The following is a 20504-nucleotide window of genomic DNA, read 5'->3' on the forward strand; positions in this document are numbered from 1 at the left end:
AATAGCTTCCTGCTCTCCCGTGAGAGCAGGAGGTTTTAATGAATCCTTCCTGTATTCGATTAAGTGGGAGGTCGAAATGAAAATTGAATTAAATAATATTAAGTCAAACTCTTTGGAGCAGGAATCAAGCGGACTTCATGAGAACAATAAAAATAACTCTCAAGTCCCATCCTTAACGCCATTGAGCTCAGCAGATAGTAAACAGGCAGTTGACAAAGCAACCGGTGTTCTTCAAACCATCGTGACAGAAAAACTATCGGAGAAAGTGATTCGGAAGATGCCCCCCGATGAATATCTCAAATTGCTGAGTTTAGTCGATGAAATGATTAGCGGCTCTATTGATAAAAAAGTATAACTGAGTTGCAATGGAAGAATCTGATAATACAAGGACTCTAACGTGTCAGGAATAAGCTCGCCCGGCGTAGGCTCTGGATTGGACATTAAATCAATTGTGGATGCATTGGTTAAAGCAGAAATAACGCCTGCAAAAGACAGAATTGATAGGCGTGAAGCCAGTTTGATCACTGAGCTCTCAGCGATTGGACAAGTTAAAAGTACGCTCAGTAAATTACAAGTAAGCTTAATTAAATTGGGTGATTTGAAACAATTTAATTTACTGAAAACCTCGATCAGCGATTCCAATGCCTTGCAAGCCACTACCAGCAGCAATGCGATTGATGGTCATTATGACATTGAAATTATCCAGTTAGCAGCCAAACAGAACCTTGCTTCCTCAGCCTTTACCAATTCTTCAACGCCGGTTGGCCAAGGCACACTCACGATTGAGTTTGGAACTTATAGTAATGATCTGAGCAGCTTTAGTGTCAACAGCGATAAAGCGCCTTTGGTTATTGATATTGGTCCGGGGCAGAACAGTCTCCTTGCGATTCGTGATGCAATTAATAATAATGATTCCGGCGTGCAAGCTGCTATTGTACAGGACAGCCAGGGCTCCCGCCTGACCTTAAGCAGCCCGGCAACCGGCAAATCATTTGAAATGCGTATTACGGTAAATGATAGCGACGGCAATAATACCAACGGAAGCGGTTTATCAACCCTGGCTTATGATCCCACAAGCGCTGTTAATTCAATGTCGCAAACTGCCGAAGCAAAAGACAGCCAATTTAAAATAAATGGTCTCTTGCTCACAGAAAACAGCAACCGAATTGAAAATGCAATTTCAGGGGTGACCCTGGACTTAAAAAAAGCGCAGCCAGGAACTTTAATAAGCCTTGGGGTTGAAGCCAATGAAGCACAAACCACTTCGCTTATCAGAGAGTTTGTCAAGCAATTTAATGATGCTATGGGCACACTCAATAATTTGACCAGTTATGATCCAGCCACAAAAAAATCAGGGGCATTACAAGGTGATACAGGAATAAGGAATCTTAAATTTGCCCTATCCAGCATGATGAGCGATGTCAACCAGGATATCTCTTCTCCCCTGAAAACTTTGGCAGATATGGGAATTAAAACAACCAAAAGCGGCTTGCTTGAAATCAACGAGGACCAGTTAGCAAAAGCAGTTGAAATTAATTATGATGCCATCGGTGCTTTTTTCGCCAAATCAGCCAAGGCATCTGATAGCAATGTAAAAATTAATAACATTGGTGCAGATGTAAAAGCCGGGACCTATGCACTGACGATTGACAGTTTTAACCCAGGTGTGAATTTGAGCGGCACCATCGGCGGACTGATTGCCACCTCTTCTAATGGCGTTACTTTAAAAGGCAGCGGGACGCTAAAGAACCTTTCCCTTGATGTTACCGGAGGGGGTGTTGGTGCAAGAGGCTCGGTTACAGTCACTGATGGCCTTGCTGTCAAATTTAATAATCTCGTTGATCAGTTTTTAAATGACAAAGGTACCCTGGTTGACCGCAGCAGCAGCTTGAACCAGCAAATTGAAAAACTGACTGAAGATCGTGAGCGATTGGATTATCGCAGTCAGGAGCTTGGTAAACGCTACTTAAAGCAATTCACAGCGCTCGATGGTTTATTGTCGCAAATGCAGAGCACCAGCAACTTTCTCAGTCAACAACTGGCAAACTTGCCTCAGTTGACCTTGAACAAGAGATAATTATGAAAAACATGTATGAACAAGCAATCAATCAGTACAAGTCTATTGACCTGCAAACCCGGATAGAATCAGCAAATCCCCATGAATTAATTAACCTGCTTCTGCAAGGCGCACGCTCTCATATTGCTTCGGCCCAAGGCTATATTCAAAGACAGCAAATCCGGGAAAAAGGCGAGCATATTTCTAAGGCCATCAGTATAGTGGATGGGTTGAGGACTAGTCTTGACCATGAGCAAGGCGGAGATATTGCCGCTAATCTTGACCGCCTTTACGAGTATGTTCAGCAGATTTTGCTGAAAGCCAATTTGCATAATGATATCGAACTGTTGAGCCAGGCTAATTCGCTGCTGGCGGTTATTCATCAGGCATGGCTGGAGATTCCAAAAGCTGAATCATAGCAGATATCCCATGGTTACCCCTCATTGCGAGCCCTGGCGAAGTGATCAGATTGAAGCTTCCTTCAGGCATTGGTCTGGATCAACTTCACTTCGTTCGCAAAGACGCGTCTGGATTTCAAAAAAATTTAAAGTTTTTTTCACTTGTGCCGTTATCTAGATCAACCAGTTTATAAATTGGGGATAAAATCATGAGCAAATGGTGCAAAATAATAACATTAATGATTTCTCTCCTTCCTGTGGCGTGGTCAGGGACTCGATTTGGAGAAACACTTTGTAATGATCCCGACTATTTCTGTATGAAAATAAAGCCCGGCGAGAGCTGGTCAAGCCTATTTTCAAATGAGGAATCGCGAGACCTGGTGAGACGCATTAATCGCATGAATGTGCGGCTTCGGGCTGGAATGATAATCGCAGTGCCTAAAAATCTGGATAGAATTACTATTTATGATGTTTCACCCTTCCCTCGATACATCGAATCGGACGGTGAAAAAACAATTTATATCAGCCAGAAAAAACTAGCCTGGGGAGCTTACGACGAAGACGGCGAACTGCTATGGTGGGGACCAATTTCTTCCGGAAACCCCCATTGCCACGGAGTTTACGGTGGCTGCGCAACTCCAACCGGTTCATTTCGGGTTATCAGAAAGCAAGACATTGACTGTATTTCCACAGCCTTCCCCAGACGCGCAGACGGTAATAATGGCGGCGCAGAGATGCCCTACTGCATGCATTTCTTCCGAGGCTATGCACTACATGGCAGCAGTACAGTCCCAGGCTATCCTGACAGCCATGGCTGCGTCAGAATGTTCACTGAGGATGCCCGCTGGTTAAATGAGGAGTTTGTCGATGTCGCCGAAGACGGTGGAAAAGGAACTCGAGTCATCATCGACGATTCAAATAATTAGCAGTGAAGCTACTGTAATAGAGCAAATGCGCCCTCAACACCCTGCCGGGCAAGCTGCTGCTTCAGCGTATCTGTCATTTTCCGCTCGGCAAAAGGGCCCACCTTTACCAAAAACCGTTCTTTATATTTTTCAATAAATACTGGCGAGGGCGTAATTCTTGCCAGCTTTTCTCTTAATATAGAAGCCAGCTGCTGCGAATTGAAAGCGCCGGCCTGAACATAATAATAGGCAATATGAGGCCCGCCAGGCTCACGCACTGTTAGGGCTTCAATCTCAACCGCTGCGGTCCCCTTGGGCAATAAGCCTAATTTACTGGCCGCGGCATAGGAAAGATCGATGACGCGATCGTCGTGGAAAGGACCTCTGTCATTCACTTTCACCACGGCTTGACGGCCATTCTCAAGATTTCTAACCCTTACATAGGTTGGCAGCGGTAAGGTTTTGTGGGCAGCAGTCATGGCGTACATGTCATAGTCATCCCCGCTGGAAGTTCTTCTGCTATGGAACTTAGTGCCATACCAGGACGCTATTCCTTTTGTCTTATAGCCGCTGGCGCTGCGCATTACCTCATAGTTTCTCCCGTTAACGGCATAAGAACCCGGGTTACCATAACGGCTAAACGGCTCGTATACAGGTTTGACTTTTTGAAAATGTGTAGGAGGGACGCCTGCGGGCGCGCCGTCTTTTTGCTGTGTCAGCTGCGGCTTGGGCCGAGATAATAATTTATTTTTGCTTGCCGTGTTTTTATGGCCAATCCCTTCCTGTACTGGCGGGTTTATAGTGTTCAAAGGCTCCTGACAAGCAGAAATCAAAACTACTGACATTAACCATATCCAACGCATAAATTCTCACTTTAGCCGGGTCATAAACATTAAATACTTCATCATTCTACGAAAAAATTTCATTTGGCGATACATGTGCTTACAATACGAATCTCAATGGGATTCAATACTAAGTTATAATTGGATGGCAGCGTAATGCTGTGTTAGACTACTGAAATTTTTGAAACAGCGAGTAAAATAATAAAATGAAGTGTTTGCATATTTGTTCAAAAGTAGCCCTGGCTGCCTCTCTCCTAATCCAGAGTCCTGTATTTTATGCGGACTCAGCGCTGCCTAATAATCCTGTTCCAAGCCCAATCATTGCCAACAAACCTTTAATTACTCCTTCCCCGCCTACACTGAACGCAAAGGCTTATATCCTCATTGATGTTAACAGTGGGAAAATCATCGCGGAAAAGAATAGTGAAGAAAAGCTGCCTCCTGCCAGCCTTACCAAAATGATGACACTTTTCGTCATTTCAAATGCCTTGCATAATGGACAGATTCACTTAACTGACAATGTGAGAATAAGCCGTGATGCCTGGAAAACAGGCGGCTCAAGAATGTTTGTCAAAGAAGGTCAGATGGTTAGCATTGAAGATCTTCTCAAAGGTATCATCGTTGACTCAGGAAATGATGCCTGCGTGGCCATGGCAGAGCACCTCGGTGGCAGCGAACCGGGTTTTGCAGAGATTATGAACCAGCAAGCCCAACAGCTGGGTATGGTCAACAGTCATTTCACTGACAGTACCGGTTTGCCAGATCCAAACTTATACACTACAGCAAAAGATTTGGCCATATTGGGACGAGCCCTGGTTAACAGCTTTCCTCAATATTATCACTGGTATAGCCAGAAATGGTTTACCTATAACGGTATTCGCCAACCTAACCGAAACCGCCTCCTGTGGCGAGACAGTCAGGTCGATGGCGTCAAAACCGGACATACCAACGATGCTGGGTTTTGTCTGGTTTCATCTGCTAAAAGGGATAACATGCGCCTCCTGTCGGTTGTTCTGGGATCTCCCAGCGATGCAGTACGAGCAGATGATAGCGAACGCCTTCTGAATTATGGCTTCCGCTTTTTTGAAACCCATCCGCTTTACAAAGCAGGTCAGAGCATTACCAAAGTGCCTGTATATAAAGGAGCCGCAAGCGAGTTAAACGTAGGATTGTTACAAGATCAATACATTACTATCCCCAATGGCCAGTACCAACGTTTGAATATAACAACCACCGTTGCGGAAAATCTTCAGGCCCCTATTGAGAAGGGCGACAAGATTGGTGAACTGGTCGTTCAATTTGATGAAAAAACCATTGATACTCATCCAGTATACGCATTAGAGCCAGTTGAAAAAGGCGGCATATTTACTCGTATGAAAGATTCTGTCCGTTTGATGTTCAAACGCTGGTTTGGATAATATGTGAAGATGAATAAATTCGTTTATCTGAATGGACAATTGATTCCCAGCCATGAAGCGAAGATCTCAATCTTCGATCGTGGCTTTCTTTTTGCCGATTCTGTTTATGAGGTAATTCCAGTTTACACGGGACGTCCTTTTTTTCTTGAGCAGCATCTTAAGCGTTTGCAGTCAAGCCTTGAACAAGCCAGAATTGCAAGCCCATCTGTTGACTGGGAGAATGTTCTCAGTAAGTTAATTGAGCGGAATGGAAACGGCGATATGCAGCTGTATATCCAGGTTACCCGAGGAAATCAGGGGATGCGCAAACACGATATACCCTCCGACTTACAGCCCACGGTAATCGCATTTACTATTCATAACAACTTTCCCGGTCCTTTAGCGGCTGAGGGTTTACATGCCGTTATTCTTGAAGACTACCGCTGGCATCGATGCGATATAAAAACCACCGCATTGCTGGCTAATGTGCTTCTTAATGATGACGCAGTAAGACAGGGAGGAGACACAAGCATTTTATGCAGGGATGGATTTATTACAGAAGGAAGTGCCAGTAATATTTTTCTGGTCGGAAAGGATAATATCATTCGTACCCCTCCACTGACCCATTATTGCCTTCCCGGCATCACCCGTGAAATTACGCTAAACTTAATCCATAGCCTTAAATGGAAAGTTCTTGAGGAACCCATTCCTGTACAAGATGTTTTCACTGCATCCGAGCTTTGGATTACCAGTACAACTAAAGAAATCTACCCGGTCACCCGTGTCAATCGATTGCAGATAGGTGATGGCAAAGGGGGTAAATACTGGCAGCAAATTAACACCCGATATAAAGAATTGGTTAGAAATTATGAATGATAAACCGAGCCTGATTGAATTTCCCTGTGATTTTCCATTAAAAATTATTGGAAATAACACTGAGTTTTTTGTCCAGGAAATTATTGAGATTGTATTAAAACATTATCCGCAAACCCCCGCTCACAAAATTTCCTCAAAAAACAGCGAGCGCGGTAACTATGTTGCCGTTACGGCCACTGTTTTTATTTATGATCAGCCTTCCCTGGATAATTTATACCGGGAATTAACCAGTCATCCCGATATTAAAATGGTTTTATAAATGATCATACGCAATCTTGGATTACAAACTTACCAGGTGGTGTGGGATGAGATGAAGCAATTCACCCTCAGCAGAGAAACCAAGACCCCCGATGAATGCTGGTTACTGGAACATTATCCAGTATATACGCAGGGGCAAGCCGGTAAGCCAGAGCATCTGCTTAACCCAGCCAATATACCGGTTGTCCAGTCAGATCGTGGCGGACAAATCACATATCATGGTCCGGGGCAATTAGTCGCCTATGTATTAATTGATTTAAAACGCCGGCATATTGGTATTCGTACACTGGTTTGCAAGTTAGAAGCCCTCTTAATTACGTTGCTGGGCAATTATCAGTTACAGGCAGTTACCCGCTGCGGGGCGCCAGGTGTGTATTTAAATGAAAAAAAGATTGCATCTATCGGATTACGGGTGAAGAATGGTTATACCTATCATGGAATTGCACTCAATGTGAATATGGATTTAAAACCATTTAAGGGAATCAATCCCTGCGGCTTTAGTCAACTGGAGATGACTCAAATTAATGACTACATCCCGGGAATTGAATTAGCTGAGGTGCAGCAAAAGCTGGGAACGCTTTTTTTAGAGCAATTTAAAACTGATTAAGCATGCAATTATTTTCCACTTACATCGAGCCTCTGATTTCATGGTTGCAGTTCAATCCACACTGGGCATTGTTTATTACCTTCCTGATTTCATTCTCTGAGTCTCTGGCTATTGTAGGCAGTATCATCCCGGGCTCAATAACAATGACCGCAATTGGCATTCTCGCCGGCTCCGGCGTTATGCGGGTTGATCTCACGTTAATAGCTGCCACCCTGGGCGCAATTGCGGGTGACAGCATGAGCTATCTCATTGGATACACATTCAGGGACAGAATCATCTCCATCTGGCCCTTCAAACGATACCCTAACCTGTTAACCTATGGAAAAGACTATTTTAAACGTCATGGCGGTAAAAGCGTTCTGGTTGGTCGTTTTGTTGGCCCTCTTCGCTCAATAATACCGGTTATTGCCGGAATGATGGGAATGAGCCAATGGCGCTTTTTTATTGCCAACTTTTTTTCGGCCATTGGCTGGTCGCTGCTCTATGTTTTACCGGGTGTATTAATCGGCGCAGCCAGCTCTGAACTATCACCTGAAAGCGCAGCGCGTCTTTTTGTAGTCGTATTATTACTGCTTGGTCTAATCTGGTTATCCAGTATTGTCCTCAAATGGATAATTGTCAGAATCAATCGATTGCTACGAACAAGTCTTCATGATTTCTGGGCCTGGTCCAGCCGCCATCCTCATTTGGCCTCTGTCATCTCAAAACTAACTCCTGCTAATGAAAGTAATCACTACCAAACGGCTGGTTTATGCCTGATTTTTCTGGTCTGTTTGATGTGCCTGTTAATCATTTCCTTTATGGTCTATGAACAAAGGGGGCTTTTCCTGCTGAATCAGCCTGTTCACCTTTTTCTACAAAGCCTGCGTGGAATTTCTTTTGACAGCTTTTTTATTATCCTTGTATCCGTAATCAGCCCCATCAATTTGTTTGCAGTATGCCTTGGGGTATTCTGTATTTATGCCTGGCAACAGAATTGGCGGCAGGCCGCTTACTGGATAAACCTGCACTTAAGTTGTGCACTATTAATGTTGTTTCTCCACTGGTTAATCCCGAATGCGCGACCAGAGGGGCTTTTAAATATCCAGAGCGGCAACTCCTACCCCTCCATCGGTCTAAGCTTTGCAACTGCGCAATATACCATGCTGATGTATTTCAGTAATGACCTGAATAAAAACAGAATCACAAGAACTTTTAACAGCCTTGCTATTTCAGTTTTGATTCTGGCAGGCTTCGGCACTATCTATTTGGGCGATCACTGGCTGACTGACATTCTTTCAGCCTATATGGCAGGTCTCGGCCTGAGTACGATTCACTGGCTGCTTTACCGGCGCAAAACCTCTTTGATCATCAGTCCACTGTGGCTAAGATATTTCCTGCTGGTTATTATTCTCACCGGTACTGTAGTGAGAACAATTCTCTCTTATGATCAGGAAATTAAAAACCACCAACCCTATTACGCCCAATATGTATTTACTGATACTCGGTGGTGGAATCAGGCAACGCCCCTTTTGCCTGCCTTTCGGACTAATCGAATCGGCAAACCCATTGCTTTATTTAATATTCAGTACGCGGGTTCAATTTCTCATTTGGAGGAAGAATTAATACGCAAGGGTTGGCGAAAACAAAATGACTCCCTGTTTTACGCATTACTTAAGCGGTTTAGTAAAAATTACTCCTCAGATATGCCCTTAATGGCCCCTCTTTATCTGAATCGCAAACCTGTTCTGGTAATGACTTTTAAACCAGGACGCCGTAAACCCATGCTGATTTTAAGGATGTGGCGTTCAAACTTTCATCTCAAGTTCATGAAACAGCCCATTTGGATTGGTACACTAGAATCGCATCAACCGCCTAAATTCTCCAGCAAAGAAAAAACTTATACGATCAATGTGTTGCACTTTCCTCTTTATTATATGAGCAAAGCGCTGCATGCATTTCCGCAGAAGCAGCTGAGCCTCAGAATCCCGAATTACCATCAAGGTGTTGCTGCATCTAAAGAAGCTGTCATTCTAATTATTAAAGATCTGCCCCAACGTATTCCGGAAGGTTCCTCTCAAAGTATAGGGGAATCCAGCGAGTAGCTCCGTTAAAGCGGGCCCTGTCAGGCCGAACGAATTGAGATAAAAGCTGCAGTCGAATCCTCGTGGCATGGACCCATAGCTATCTACACAAATGCGGTCGAATCCCCGCGGTCGCAGCGGCGGGGATTCGATAGCTAATGCATTTGCTGTAGATACCTATACGGCTGACCCCAGGGTTCATTTGTAACCAGAAAGCAATCATCCAGGAGGTTACAAGATTAATCTATTTACTTGATCTTTCATAAGCGGTAGAGCAATATTAATGGACGTCTGGTTCGCTGAGGAAAATTCAGCGGCAAAGCTGTCTGTCTAAGGAATAAAACCTATGATTTCATTGATGAACTCCATCTATTTCATTTTTCCACTTATCAGTCTCGCATTGCTCGCTTATGGGTTTAAATCAAGCCACAAAAATTATATATCCCTCGCACTCTGGCTAAGCCTTCTTGCTGTGTTGCTTGAATATCAAACCGCAGGCGGTGAAATATTAGGCAGCTATTTCAATTACAAGCATGCGGCAATCTATTCGCTCAACCTGCTTGTATTGATGATTTGTATTATTTATTTATTGTTTTATTCTTTTAGCCAGTCAAAAAACAGCTTGTATCGATATGCATCGGGGTTTACTGCGGCAATTGCAGTAACCGGCGCTGCAATATTAATTACCAATTTATGGGTCAATGCCTTTTTCATTGAGCACCGGTTACAAAATACCCCCCTCCTTCAAGTTGCCAGTTTTCAGCAAGTTGAATATTGCAGTTACAGCTATGTTTTTTATAAAATTAATCCCCATGGGCAAGTTCAATATATGTGTCCCAATTATTATGGGCTGCTTCCTTCAGTAGGCAATTTGAAAGTTCCTCCCGCTCATGTGTTGAAACAATTACCACCCCAGCTGCAGACAAAATTTTCACACACGGATGCTAAGCAGGAAACACAGTAGAGAGGGAATCCAGCTTGGTGTTGATAATTTGTCTCATTGATTAATTTTTGGTACTATCGTGAAGAATTTATCTTATATAATGACTATGCGACGTCTGCTAATTTGCGTATTAATTGTATTCTGTCAGTTTTCCATGGCCATGGCGCCCAAGTTAAATTGGGATAAAGCAGTCGATAATGCCATCATGCGATATGGTCTGCGCACGGAGCCAGAATTAATTCGATTTTTCTCTAAAGCCAATGTTGCTTATCCTCCCAAGGAAATTGCATTACTGGCATTTAAGCAGGAAAGGCATATTGAACTCTGGGCTAAAAACGATAATCAGCCCTGGACCTATATTCATACTTACCCGCTGACTGCTTTCAGCGGACGCCTGGGTCCCAAATTAAAAGAACGTGATGGACAGATTCCTGAAGGGATTTACAAACTCGTTACCTTTAACCCTTTCAGCAGCATGCACTTATCAATGATGATCAACTATCCCAATAGTTTCGACCGCATGCAGGCAAGCAAGGATGGCAGAAGACAATTGGGAGGCGATATTTTTCTGCATGGCAAATCGCTTTCAGTGGGCTGTCTAGCTGTGGGAGATCGCGCTATTGATCAATTATTTCTTTTAAGTCGAAGAGTAGGCCTTAGCAATATCAAAATGATTATTGCTCCTAATGATTTACGGGTATCGAAGCCAGCTACTACTAATTTTGCGCAGCCAAGATGGCTTCCTGAACTTTACAAGCAACTTAGTGCTGCCTTGACTCAGTTTCCCAAGACTAGGAAAGTGGCCTGATAGTGTAAGCAGGTTGCACTCCGTCATGCCGAATCCCCGCGGTCGCTGCCGCGGGGATTCGGAGTGGGAAAATAGTTGTGTAAATGGCCACAGAGTCGGTCCTCAATGAGTACTATGGCCTTCACCTCGATGAGTTATTCTTATTTCAAAAAGTTGAGATAATCAGTCTTGCAGAATTGTTGCATGATGCGAGCAGTAGCTCCCCAGACAAATTTTGACTCATGAAGGAATTGAATGGTTTTAAAAGTCAGGCCGTCCCTTTTAAACTCAATTTCCTTATAATTATCCGATACACAAATCGCATTAACGGGCAACATCAACAACTCGGAAACCTCCCCAGGATTCAAGCGATATGGCACAATGGAGTCAATGGAAGCAAACCAGGGATTGATAGTATAACCCGTCAGGGTATGTTCTTTTTCCATGGCAGAAATCAGTTGAACCCGATTAGCGCCAATCCCCAACTCTTCCTTTAGCTCTCGCAAGCCAGTATCGAGCAGCGTCTGGTCTCCATCCTGCCAGCGTCCGCCGGGAAAACAGATTTCACCGGGATGACTGCGCATAAAAGGATTTCTTATGGTCAGCACCAGTGATTTACTGTTCTTCTCAAAAAGCACTATTACCGATGCGATATTATTCATTCCCTGCTAATCCTTTCAAAATAGCATCGATTTTTGTAAAACATTCATCATATTCCTTGTCACATTCTGAATCCATAACAATCCCGCCACCGGCAGAAAAATGAAGCTTGTTGGCAGTCCCGGTAATAGTACGGATAGCTATATTACTATCAAAGCGCCCGTGATTTGAAAAATAAGCAATACTTCCGCAATACACACCCCGGGCGAAAGCTTCGTTTTCAGCGATGACTTTCATAGACTCCAACTTAGGGGCACCGGTAATCGAGCCTCCCGGAAAACAGGCTTCGAATGCATCAAACATTCCGATATCCTCCCGGCATTCGGCTTCAATCTGGCTAACAAGATGGTGCAGTCCTTTATAACTCTGGAGCTCACATAAACGTTCCACCTTAACGCTGCCTGACTGAGCAATTTTCCCAAGATCGTTTCGTAATAAATCCACAATCATAATATTTTCAGCACGATTCTTTTCGCAGTGGAGCAAGCCGCGTTTAATGGCATTATCCCCGTTTTCATCCGCACTCATTCTCGCTGTTCCCTTGATAGGCGAAGTGCTAAGTTTTCCCCGCTCGTAACTTAGAAAACACTCGGGGGAGAATGATAAAATATCTGCAGTTTCTGTCTTTATAAAGGCACTGTAGGGTACCGGATTGCCTGCGCATATTTGTTGATAAATTGAAAAACAGTCTCCCTCGTAAGCCAATGAAAAGCCTTGTGTTAAATTGGCCTGATAGCATCGGCCGTTGGAAAGATCATTCTGAACTGAAATAAAGGATTTATCGTAATCTTGACGGGACATTAAACGATTTAAAGGCCATTGAATAGAAAAACCTTCCGCTTCATAGTCCAGATCATCCTGCTCCCACAACGCTGACATCACCCGCGCGATTTCCGCTGTTTCTTTCCAGGTATTTGCAGCAAATAAACTGACTTTTTTTAAATGATGATCAACAATAATTGCCCAATCATAAAACCCCAAATGAAACAACGGGACATGCGCCAGTTCAGGGTGGACCCTTCGTTTAATCCCCGCCAGTTCAGAGGCAAGATCATAGGAAAAATAACCAATAACGCCACCCTGAAATGGCAAGTCGCAGTAACTCTGTATGGTTGGCAGGGAAGCATTTAGTTCAGAAAAAAGAGCATTGATCTGAGGGAACTGCTTTTCAGTCAGTATTTTATAAGGTAGTGCCGTCAAGATATCAAAGCGCCCTCTTGACTTATCCGAGCTCTCCAAGAGAACAAAGCCAGAGAATTGACTAAATTTGCGATAGTTATGACATAAATTTGACGGATATGGTAATTCTAATATATTATACTCGAACAAGTTATAGCCTTTTTGTACAATTTCAACAAATAATGATAATTGAAATTGTACGAGGAATCCAATTTTTCTCAACCATAAATTTGTATTATGAAAGTAAGTTTTAAAGGTGTTACCGTACAAGAGTCTGTACTATTCTGGGATTATAAAGCTGAGGCAAATACGGCTGAGTACATTTTTAGGCCAACCGATGATCAGGCAGAAATAGTTAAGTCTTTAGCTCCAATAAGCGGTATACGAATAGAAGAAAAGCGGGCTTGCATAGACAATGTCAAACATTTTGTGACTGACCATCCCTTTCTTCAACCCCGTCACTCAACTTCCTTAACGACTGAAGAGCCGAACAAAAACCCCGGGACAGACAAGCCTTCAAGTAGCTTTTTCAAAAGACGAATGAAACCCTGGCCCTCAGCCCGCTTGAGCGATAAGGAATTGCGATCCCTAAAAAATACGTCTGGCAGCCTGAGTCAGGAGGAGGACTCGCGGCATTCCGTGCATCTGATACCCATCACGCCTCAAACCTCCCCATCTCTGAACCCCCTTGAGTTTCCGGACACATTAGCATCTGGTCAACTTTTTCAGCCCTATGGAAAGCTTGATCTGGATACAATTATTCCAGAAAAAACAGCTCCTGAGGATTGGCGAAAAACCGTGGTCTATCGCAAGGCGCTTAACGATGCAAATAAGGAGCATATTCAAAAAAGCGAGATACAATTACTAAAAGATGCACAAGATATTACGAAAGAAGTATACCAGATTGCCGGGCCAACATTATTTGACTTAAAAGGTCAGGTTATCTCTATTTTAGAAAGTTGCCTGGCTATTCTTGAAAACGCATTGAAAGAGATAGATCATGTAAAATACCCGTTCCCCAACTCAATTTATCCATTTTTTAGATCTTTAATTGTTCAGGCGATGGTCAATACGGAAGATAATTTTAAATCCTATGAATCGGTCACTTCTGCCAGAGACGAGAAATACATCAAGCAGCAAATTGCAAAATTAAAACTGGTACGTCCGCGTCTGCTTTCCTTTCATTATTTTGAAGATCCTGATTTAACCAAAATTACGGATGATTTCCAATTACAAGCCTATCTTGACCAGTTGAAAAGTAAACTGTCGCTGCGCCAACGTCTTGAGCTCAGGGTATTATTAGCAGGACTGGAACAGATTATTCTGGAATCCATCCGGTATGAATTGCAATTTAAAAAAGAAATTCCCCGCCTCGAAGGTGAATTTAAAAAACATTCCAAAACCATTTCAATTTATCTTTCTGAATCAGAAAAGGAGAGGCAGGCTACTGTGATGCACTCAGTATATGCCTTAATCAAAGCTGCAATCTCACCCCAGGAGGCACATAAAAAACCACATACGGATTTGGATGGTTTTACTTTTTCATTAATGGGTAAACTGATCACCTATATTCACGAGCATTACTTTTGCAAAACACCTTTTGTCGGTGATGTAACATTAAAAGGGACATGGAAAGATGAGAGCAAGGAACCAAGAGACGTGTACATCAGGCCAGATTTTGCAGAGCTGTTAATGAACTCGCTTTCCGCTCTGGTCACCCCTGTTTTATATCATCCAGGACGTAAGTACGCATTCCCAGCACCCGAGCAGCAGCGTGAATTTGAAACGCTCATATTAAATCACCTGACCCAACAAATTGATGAACTTATCAGTTCCGCTACAGCAAAATCCGTCCCTTCATCCAGCAGCCGTGCGGATACGCAAAAAGAACGGACAGAATCAGACGAGCGGGAAGCAAAGGAAGCAGCCACCTTCACGCTATAGAAAAACTGTTTCGTTCAAGGATGGTTTTTCATATAAATTATGAGTATTCTATGGCGATATGTTGTAAATAAGGAGAAAATCCGTGACAACAGTCGCCCAGTTTGAAATAGAATTCATCCAGTGTATTAATGAACATGGTGGTTCCTGCGGTTCCTTGCCTGCCTTTGCAAATAATGACCAGGTTCTGCAGGAGCTATACCGTATTATGGTTCGCACACGTATTTTTGATCGCAAAGCGATTGCCCTACAGCGAACTGGAAAGATGGGGACCTATGCGCCTATCAATGGCCAGGAAGCCATCTCAACTGCCATTGGTCATGCCATGCGGGCGGAGGATGTGCTTATTCCTTACTATCGGGACTATGCAGCGCAGTTTCAGCGCGGTGTTAAAATGTCTGAGATCCTTGCATATTGGGGCGGTGATGAACGCGGCAGCCATTTTGCCAATAACAAAGAAGATCTTCCCATTTGTGTGCCCATTGCCTCCCAGTGCCTTCATGCCGCAGGCGTTGCTTTTGCCTTTAAATACCGTCATCAGCCACGCGTTGCCGTGACCTGTATTGGTGAAGGCGGTACCTCTGAAGGGGATTTCTATGAGGCAATGAATGTTGCCGGCGCCTGGAAACTGCCAGTGGTTTTTATTGTCAATAACAATCAGTGGGCTATATCTGTTCCACTTTCAAAGCAGACGGCCACACAGACTGTTGCACAAAAAGCAATTGCTGCCGGATTTACCGGGGTGCAGGTCGATGGAAATGATGTGCTTGCCTGCCGGCAAGTTATTGGAGAGGCCATCGAAAAAGCCAGACGCGGTGAGGGCCCTACCCTGATTGAAGCTTTGACCTATCGACTTTGCGACCATACGACAGCAGATGATGCAACCCGCTATCAGCCCCAGGACGAGGTAGAAGCAGCCAAGCCTAAAGAACCTATCAGCCGCTTCCGCCATTTTCTTGAAGAGAAAAAACTCTGGGATGCTGCCAAGGAAGAGCAATTGACGATTGAAGCCAGTAATGAAGTTCAGGCGGCAGTCGATGAGTATCTTGGTCAAAAAAGACAGGCGATTACCAGCATTTTTGATTATCACTATGAAAAACTACCCGACTATCTGATTGAACAGCGGGCTATTGCAATGGAGGAAGCAGACAATGCCTGAGATTACCCTCATAGAAGCAGTTACTCAAGCGCTTGCCTATGAATTGGCCCATGACGAGAATGTCGTTGTATTTGGTGAGGATGTCGGCAAAAATGGCGGCGTTTTCAGAGCTACGGTTGGCTTGCAGGAACGCTTCGGCGAGGAACGCGTTTTTGATACCCCGCTGGCCGAATCAATGATTGCCGGATTGTCGGTGGGTATGTCGGTGCAAGGAATAAAGCCGGTAGCCGAATTTCAATTTATGGGTTTTATCTATCCTGCTTTCAACCAAATCCTTTCCCATGCGGCTCGAATGAGGAACCGCACACGCGGCAGATTACATTGTCCAATTGTTTTCCGGGCACCATTTGGGGGCGGTATTCGCGCTCCTGAGCATCACTCTGAAAGCACAGAAGCGCTTTTTGCTCATATACCAGGTATGCAGGTAGTGATACCCTCATCACCTAGAAGAGCCTATGGGCTGTTATTAGCCGCCATCAGAAATCCTGATCCGGTTGTTTTTCTTGAACCCAAACGAATCTACCGTCTGGTCAAGCAGCCTGTTGAAAACAATGGCGAAGCTTTACCGATTGGAAAATGCTTCACCCTTCAGCAGGGTAGCGATGTCACTTTGGTTAGCTGGGGGGCCAGCGTTCACGAAACAATGCAGGCTGCCAAACAGTTGCAGGAAGAAGGGGTTTCCTGTGAAGTCATCGACGTGGCTACTATTAAACCATTAGATATCGAAACAATTATTAGTTCAGTTGAAAAAACCGGTCGTTGTGTGATTATTCATGAAGCGGCTAAAACCGGTGGTTTTGGTGCAGAAATATCCGCCCAAATCATGGAAAATTGCCTGAGTGATTTACAAGCGCCAGTGCAGCGAGTTACAGGTTATGATACAGTTATGCCCTATTTTCAACTTGAAAAATTTTATATTCCCAGTGTCCAGCGTATTAAGGACAGCGTACTCAGTATAATGGAGTAATTATGAATATTTTTAATCTGCCTGATTTAGGTGAAGGTTTGCCTGATGCTGAAATCCATGAGTGGTTTGTTAAAGAAGGTGATTATGTCAAACTTGATCAGCCTCTGGTTTCAATGGAAACAGCTAAAGCAGTCGTTGATGTCCCCTGCCCCCAGGAGGGTACCATTGCCAAGTTATTTGGAAAACCGGGCGATGTACTGAAAACTGGTTCACCCCTGGTCGGCTTTGCTGAAAGCAGCACTGCAAGAACTGATAAAGGGACTGTTGTCGGCAATCTGGAAGAAAGTCATGATGTCAGTGAAGATAATTTCACTATTGGCTCGAGCGCCCCTTCTGTATCCGAAGGCAGCAGACGCCCAAAAGCCACACCGGCTGTACGCGTTCTGGCAAAAAAGCTGGGTGTGGATCTATCTGCATTAGCCGGCTCAGGACAACATGGCATGATCACCCGTGAAGATGTTGAGCGCGCTGCCCAGCCCAAAGAAGAGTTACCCCAGGGATACGAACCTCTGCGCGGCGTTCGCCGTGCCATGTTGAACAGCATGGTTCAATCGCATCAGGTTGTTGTCCCCGTAAGCATTTTTGACGAAGCTGACATTGAAGCATGGCATCCTGGTCAGGATATTACTGCTCGTCTTATTCGTGCAGTGGCCGATGGGGTTCAAAGGGAACCCTCTCTCAATGCCTGGTTTAACACAGAACATGCGGCTCGTAGATGCTTTGAAGAAGTTCATCTGGGGCTGGCAATGGATACCGAGGACGGCCTCTTTGTTCCAGTTATTCATGATGCACATAAAAAATCTGCCCAGGAATTAAGGAATAGTATTGATGAATTCAAAAAATCAGTCCGTGAACGCGCTGTTCCAGCTGATAAATTGAAAGGCGCCACTATTACCTTATCCAATTTTGGAAAATTTGCTGGTAAATTCGCAAGTCCCATTATTGTTCCGCCAATGGTTGCTATTTTAGCGGTGGGTCGTTTGTATCATGGCGCAGTTGCCAGTAACGGACAGATAAAATCCCATCGCTTACTACCCCTTTCATTAAGCTTTGACCATCGAGCCGTGACAGGCGGTGAAGCCACCCGCTTTCTAGGTGCAGTAATTGAGTCTTTACAAAAAGCAGAATGAGCCGAATCCCCGCGGCTTCGACTCTGAGAGATCCTCACAAAATTTCACCATCTAATCAGTGCCTACGTACCGCGCTTAATGCGCGGTACGTAGAGTTTTTAATGCCTTTTCGATCTCTATTTCGGCAACATTCCAAAATTCAAGGAGCTGTTCAGCTACCAGACATGGGCCCCGCGGTCGCTGCCGCGGGGATTCGAAGGGCTACGCCGCGGGGATTCGAAGGGCTGCGCCGCGGGGATTCGAAGGGCTGCGCCGTGGGATTCAAGATGGTGAATCTAGCGGACTATCTTATGATGCGTATTAAGGATTAACACCGCTTGCTTCGCATCAGGCTGACCTGCAGCTGCTGCTCTGTTAATCCATATCCATGCTTTTTCACGATCTTCGACCACGCCGCGTCCATAATAATACATATAGCCGACAGCATATTGTGCATCCGGTTGACCGCCTTCGGCTGCAGGTAAAAGGTGAATAAAGGCTTTTCTATATTCCTCTGCACGAAAACAGGCAATGCCCTCATCGAAATTAAGCGATCTGAAGCAGGCGGTTTGTAAAAAACAGCATAGAGAAAGAATGATTAACTTTAAAACTAATCGCATACTGGGTTAATCCTTAAAAAGCGGCTTTACAGGTCCATCAAAATGGAGTTGGTTCTTGGGCAACTTGATGCTTTCTAAGGCACCATTATGTAAAACGACAATATCCTGCTCGTTAATTGACTTAATCGTTGCACCACCCGGTAAATCGTCACCAATAACGTAAAGGCGTTCCTCCCCGCCTGCAGAACGAATTAATACCTGAGAGGCATCTTTAACTGGTGAATACATGATACCTACAATTTCGAGGTCGAGCATGGATTCTTTTATATCCTGCCCCGATAAATTAACTGGCACATAAATGCCAAATAATGCTGTTTTGAAAACAGCAGAATTTTTATTCAAACTTTCCTGAACGATATCCTTTTTTGCAGTGCTCTGATTTAGCTCAATGGAATCGTCACCCTGCGACTTCGTCGCAAGAGAATATATTTCAACCAGAAATAGTGCCAGAAAAATCGAAAACAGGAACAACGCGATTAACTTCACCGGCTCACCGACTAACTCGGAATAAAGTTTGTTTAGCCTCACATCTCTCTGATAAATTGTAATTATTAGCCTAGTGTAAATTAAACAGCATCCGGTTTAAACTGCAAAAAACAAAATTTCCCCCCACTTCCTGTATTTTCTATAAGTATTAATTGAGAGAAGGCGGATATCTAGGCTATATTGAACAAATAACAGGATTTTTCGCAAGGATTCGCAATGCATGCTAAGAATGAAGCGCCTCATGTTCAATTGGCGACCATGTCTCGCTGGTATGTTGTTTCCAGGGCTATTCATACCGTGGCTTCCCTGGGTATCGCCAACCATATGTCTGAATTGCCAGTGAGTATTGAGCAAATCGCCAAAGAGACCGGTGCCCACCCACCTCTTTTAGGCCGCCTTTTACAGTTCTTAAGTGCTTATGGCCTTTTTAAATACCATGAGCCGGATTCGTATTCTTTGACTGAATTATCCAAACCACTTCGTGATGATGATCCACACTCCATTCGTGATGTGCTTCGCATGGTTGATGATCGCTGGTGGGATGCTTTTTCGGTACTCGATAAGAGTTTAAAAAATGGTAAATCCGCTTTTGCCTATAAGCATGGGGAAGAGTTTTTCAGTTTTCTGTCCAAGCATCCTGAAAAGCAGGAAAATTTTGATAGAGGAATGGCTAAGCTTTCAACCTATGATGATGAGCCTATTGCCAAGGCCTTTGATTTTAGCCGGTTTAGCTCTTTGGTCGATATGGGAGGCGGTCGTGGAGGTATGGCAAAAGCAATACATAAACATCATCCAGAATTACCAATAACAGTGTTTGATAGCCCATCGGTCATCAACCAATTATCCCCCTCTGACTTTCCCCAGCAGATAACACTCCAGGCGGGCGATTTTTTTGAAGACATCCCCGCAGCCGATGCGTATTTATACAAAGGGGTACTGCATGATTTTAATGATGAAATGATGCGGAAAATTCTTGATAATTGCCACCAGCGCATGCCTCAATCGTCAACGTTGTTAATCGCTGAGCAGGTAATGCCTGTTAATGATTTGCCCCATCCCAATAAAACGATGGATATTGTGATGATGGTCTTACTCGATGGAAGGCAGCGCACATTAGAAGAGTGGCAGAAATACATTGAGCCGGTAGGCTTTAAATTTGAAAATAGTTATCCGACATCCAGTGTATTTAGTTTGATGGAATTCAGGCGGCTAGTTTGAGGCCGTCTTTGCGAATGAAGTGCTGAACGATCC

General features: G+C 44.1%; 21 protein-coding genes. 16 read left to right on the forward strand and 5 right to left on the reverse strand.

Annotation, left to right across the window (positions count from 1 at the left end; translation table 11 throughout):
• The first annotated feature begins 76 nt into the window (after nucleotides 1-76).
• From DYH42_RS07875 to DYH42_RS07890, 4 genes are all read left to right on the forward strand, one after another.
• The gene (locus tag DYH42_RS07875; RefSeq protein WP_058522718.1) at nucleotides 77-355 is read left to right on the forward strand and encodes a hypothetical protein; all 279 of its coding nucleotides are present in this window, start codon (nucleotides 77-79) and stop codon (nucleotides 353-355) included.
• A 42-nt stretch (nucleotides 356-397) separates the two neighbouring features.
• Nucleotides 398-2077 (forward strand): flagellar filament capping protein FliD, encoded by a 1680-nt coding sequence (fliD, locus tag DYH42_RS07880; protein ID WP_058522717.1) that lies wholly within the window; start codon nucleotides 398-400, stop codon nucleotides 2075-2077.
• A 2-nt stretch (nucleotides 2078-2079) separates the two neighbouring features.
• On the forward strand, nucleotides 2080-2475 hold the full coding sequence (gene fliS, locus DYH42_RS07885; RefSeq protein WP_058522716.1) for a flagellar export chaperone FliS: 396 nt from the start codon (nucleotides 2080-2082) through the stop codon (nucleotides 2473-2475).
• A 218-nt stretch (nucleotides 2476-2693) separates the two neighbouring features.
• Nucleotides 2694-3380, forward strand: coding sequence for a L,D-transpeptidase (locus tag DYH42_RS07890; RefSeq protein WP_237758963.1), 687 nt, complete (start codon nucleotides 2694-2696; stop codon nucleotides 3378-3380).
• 8 nt (nucleotides 3381-3388) lie between these two features.
• Here DYH42_RS07890 and DYH42_RS07895 read toward each other — a convergent pair whose 3' ends face one another.
• Nucleotides 3389-4204 carry a septal ring lytic transglycosylase RlpA family protein gene (locus tag DYH42_RS07895; RefSeq protein WP_272946863.1) on the reverse strand — a complete coding sequence of 272 codons (816 nt, stop codon included), beginning with the start codon at nucleotides 4202-4204 and terminating at the stop codon, nucleotides 3389-3391.
• Between the two features lie 203 nt (nucleotides 4205-4407).
• Here DYH42_RS07895 and DYH42_RS07900 point away from each other — a divergent pair, with 203 nt between their 5' ends.
• From DYH42_RS07900 to DYH42_RS07930, 7 genes are all read left to right on the forward strand, one after another.
• Nucleotides 4408-5619 carry a D-alanyl-D-alanine carboxypeptidase family protein gene (locus DYH42_RS07900; RefSeq protein ID WP_058522713.1) on the forward strand — a complete coding sequence of 404 codons (1212 nt, stop codon included), beginning with the start codon at nucleotides 4408-4410 and terminating at the stop codon, nucleotides 5617-5619.
• Between the two features lie 9 nt (nucleotides 5620-5628).
• Nucleotides 5629-6474 carry a D-amino acid aminotransferase gene (locus DYH42_RS07905; protein WP_058522712.1) on the forward strand — a complete coding sequence of 282 codons (846 nt, stop codon included), beginning with the start codon at nucleotides 5629-5631 and terminating at the stop codon, nucleotides 6472-6474.
• Nucleotides 6467-6733 carry an HP0495 family protein gene (locus DYH42_RS07910; protein ID WP_058522711.1) on the forward strand — a complete coding sequence of 89 codons (267 nt, stop codon included), beginning with the start codon at nucleotides 6467-6469 and terminating at the stop codon, nucleotides 6731-6733. Before DYH42_RS07905 ends, DYH42_RS07910 begins: the two co-directional genes overlap by 8 nt.
• A complete protein-coding gene (gene lipB, locus DYH42_RS07915) occupies nucleotides 6734-7339 on the forward strand; it encodes a lipoyl(octanoyl) transferase LipB (RefSeq protein WP_058522710.1) in 606 nt (201 codons plus the stop codon).
• Between the two features lie 2 nt (nucleotides 7340-7341).
• The gene (locus DYH42_RS07920) at nucleotides 7342-9423 is read left to right on the forward strand and encodes a bifunctional DedA family/phosphatase PAP2 family protein (protein WP_058522709.1); all 2082 of its coding nucleotides are present in this window, start codon (nucleotides 7342-7344) and stop codon (nucleotides 9421-9423) included.
• Between the two features lie 325 nt (nucleotides 9424-9748).
• The gene (locus DYH42_RS07925; RefSeq protein ID WP_065232784.1) at nucleotides 9749-10366 is read left to right on the forward strand and encodes a type I secretion system protein LssZ; all 618 of its coding nucleotides are present in this window, start codon (nucleotides 9749-9751) and stop codon (nucleotides 10364-10366) included.
• 85 nt (nucleotides 10367-10451) lie between these two features.
• Nucleotides 10452-11153: a L,D-transpeptidase family protein gene (locus DYH42_RS07930; RefSeq protein ID WP_172465005.1), complete on the forward strand. Its 702-nt coding sequence runs from the start codon at nucleotides 10452-10454 to the stop codon at nucleotides 11151-11153.
• A gap of 140 nt (nucleotides 11154-11293) precedes the next feature.
• On the opposite strand, the gene DYH42_RS07935 is transcribed toward DYH42_RS07930, so the two are convergent.
• Nucleotides 11294-11794 carry an NUDIX hydrolase gene (locus DYH42_RS07935; protein WP_058522708.1) on the reverse strand — a complete coding sequence of 167 codons (501 nt, stop codon included), beginning with the start codon at nucleotides 11792-11794 and terminating at the stop codon, nucleotides 11294-11296.
• Nucleotides 11787-13121, reverse strand: a complete 1335-nt coding sequence (pabB, locus tag DYH42_RS07940; RefSeq protein WP_058522738.1) for an aminodeoxychorismate synthase component I — start codon at nucleotides 13119-13121, stop codon at nucleotides 11787-11789. Before pabB ends, DYH42_RS07935 begins: the two co-directional genes overlap by 8 nt.
• Nucleotides 13122-13208: 87 nt before the next feature.
• Between pabB and DYH42_RS07945 the strand changes: the two genes are divergently transcribed.
• The 4 genes from DYH42_RS07945 to DYH42_RS07960 all read left to right on the forward strand — a co-directional run bounded on the left by DYH42_RS07945 (nucleotide 13209) and on the right by DYH42_RS07960 (nucleotide 18168).
• The gene (locus DYH42_RS07945; RefSeq protein ID WP_058522707.1) at nucleotides 13209-14915 is read left to right on the forward strand and encodes a hypothetical protein; all 1707 of its coding nucleotides are present in this window, start codon (nucleotides 13209-13211) and stop codon (nucleotides 14913-14915) included.
• 82 nt (nucleotides 14916-14997) lie between these two features.
• Entirely contained in the window at nucleotides 14998-16071 is a 1074-nt protein-coding gene (gene pdhA / locus DYH42_RS07950; protein ID WP_058522706.1) for a pyruvate dehydrogenase (acetyl-transferring) E1 component subunit alpha, read from the forward strand.
• Complete coding sequence (locus DYH42_RS07955; protein ID WP_058522705.1) at nucleotides 16064-17038, forward strand: alpha-ketoacid dehydrogenase subunit beta; 975 nt, start codon at nucleotides 16064-16066, stop codon at nucleotides 17036-17038. The genes pdhA and DYH42_RS07955 overlap by 8 nt, the downstream gene beginning before the upstream one ends.
• Nucleotides 17039-17040: 2 nt before the next feature.
• A complete protein-coding gene (locus tag DYH42_RS07960) occupies nucleotides 17041-18168 on the forward strand; it encodes a dihydrolipoamide acetyltransferase family protein (protein WP_058522704.1) in 1128 nt (375 codons plus the stop codon).
• 275 nt (nucleotides 18169-18443) lie between these two features.
• On the opposite strand, the gene DYH42_RS07970 is transcribed toward DYH42_RS07960, so the two are convergent.
• Both DYH42_RS07970 and DYH42_RS07975 read right to left on the reverse strand, forming a co-directional pair.
• Nucleotides 18444-18767, reverse strand: a complete 324-nt coding sequence (locus tag DYH42_RS07970) for a tetratricopeptide repeat protein (RefSeq protein WP_058522703.1) — start codon at nucleotides 18765-18767, stop codon at nucleotides 18444-18446.
• Nucleotides 18768-18773: 6 nt separating this feature from the next.
• A complete protein-coding gene (locus tag DYH42_RS07975) occupies nucleotides 18774-19295 on the reverse strand; it encodes a type II secretion system protein N (RefSeq protein ID WP_058522702.1) in 522 nt (173 codons plus the stop codon).
• 174 nt (nucleotides 19296-19469) lie between these two features.
• Here DYH42_RS07975 and DYH42_RS07980 point away from each other — a divergent pair, with 174 nt between their 5' ends.
• Entirely contained in the window at nucleotides 19470-20471 is a 1002-nt protein-coding gene (locus DYH42_RS07980; protein WP_058522701.1) for a methyltransferase, read from the forward strand.
• The last annotated feature ends 33 nt before the right edge of the window (nucleotides 20472-20504 follow it).

Origin of the sequence: Legionella birminghamensis (assembly GCF_900452515.1) — a bacterium.
GTDB classification, from domain to species: Bacteria; Pseudomonadota; Gammaproteobacteria; order Legionellales; family Legionellaceae; genus Legionella_C; species Legionella_C birminghamensis.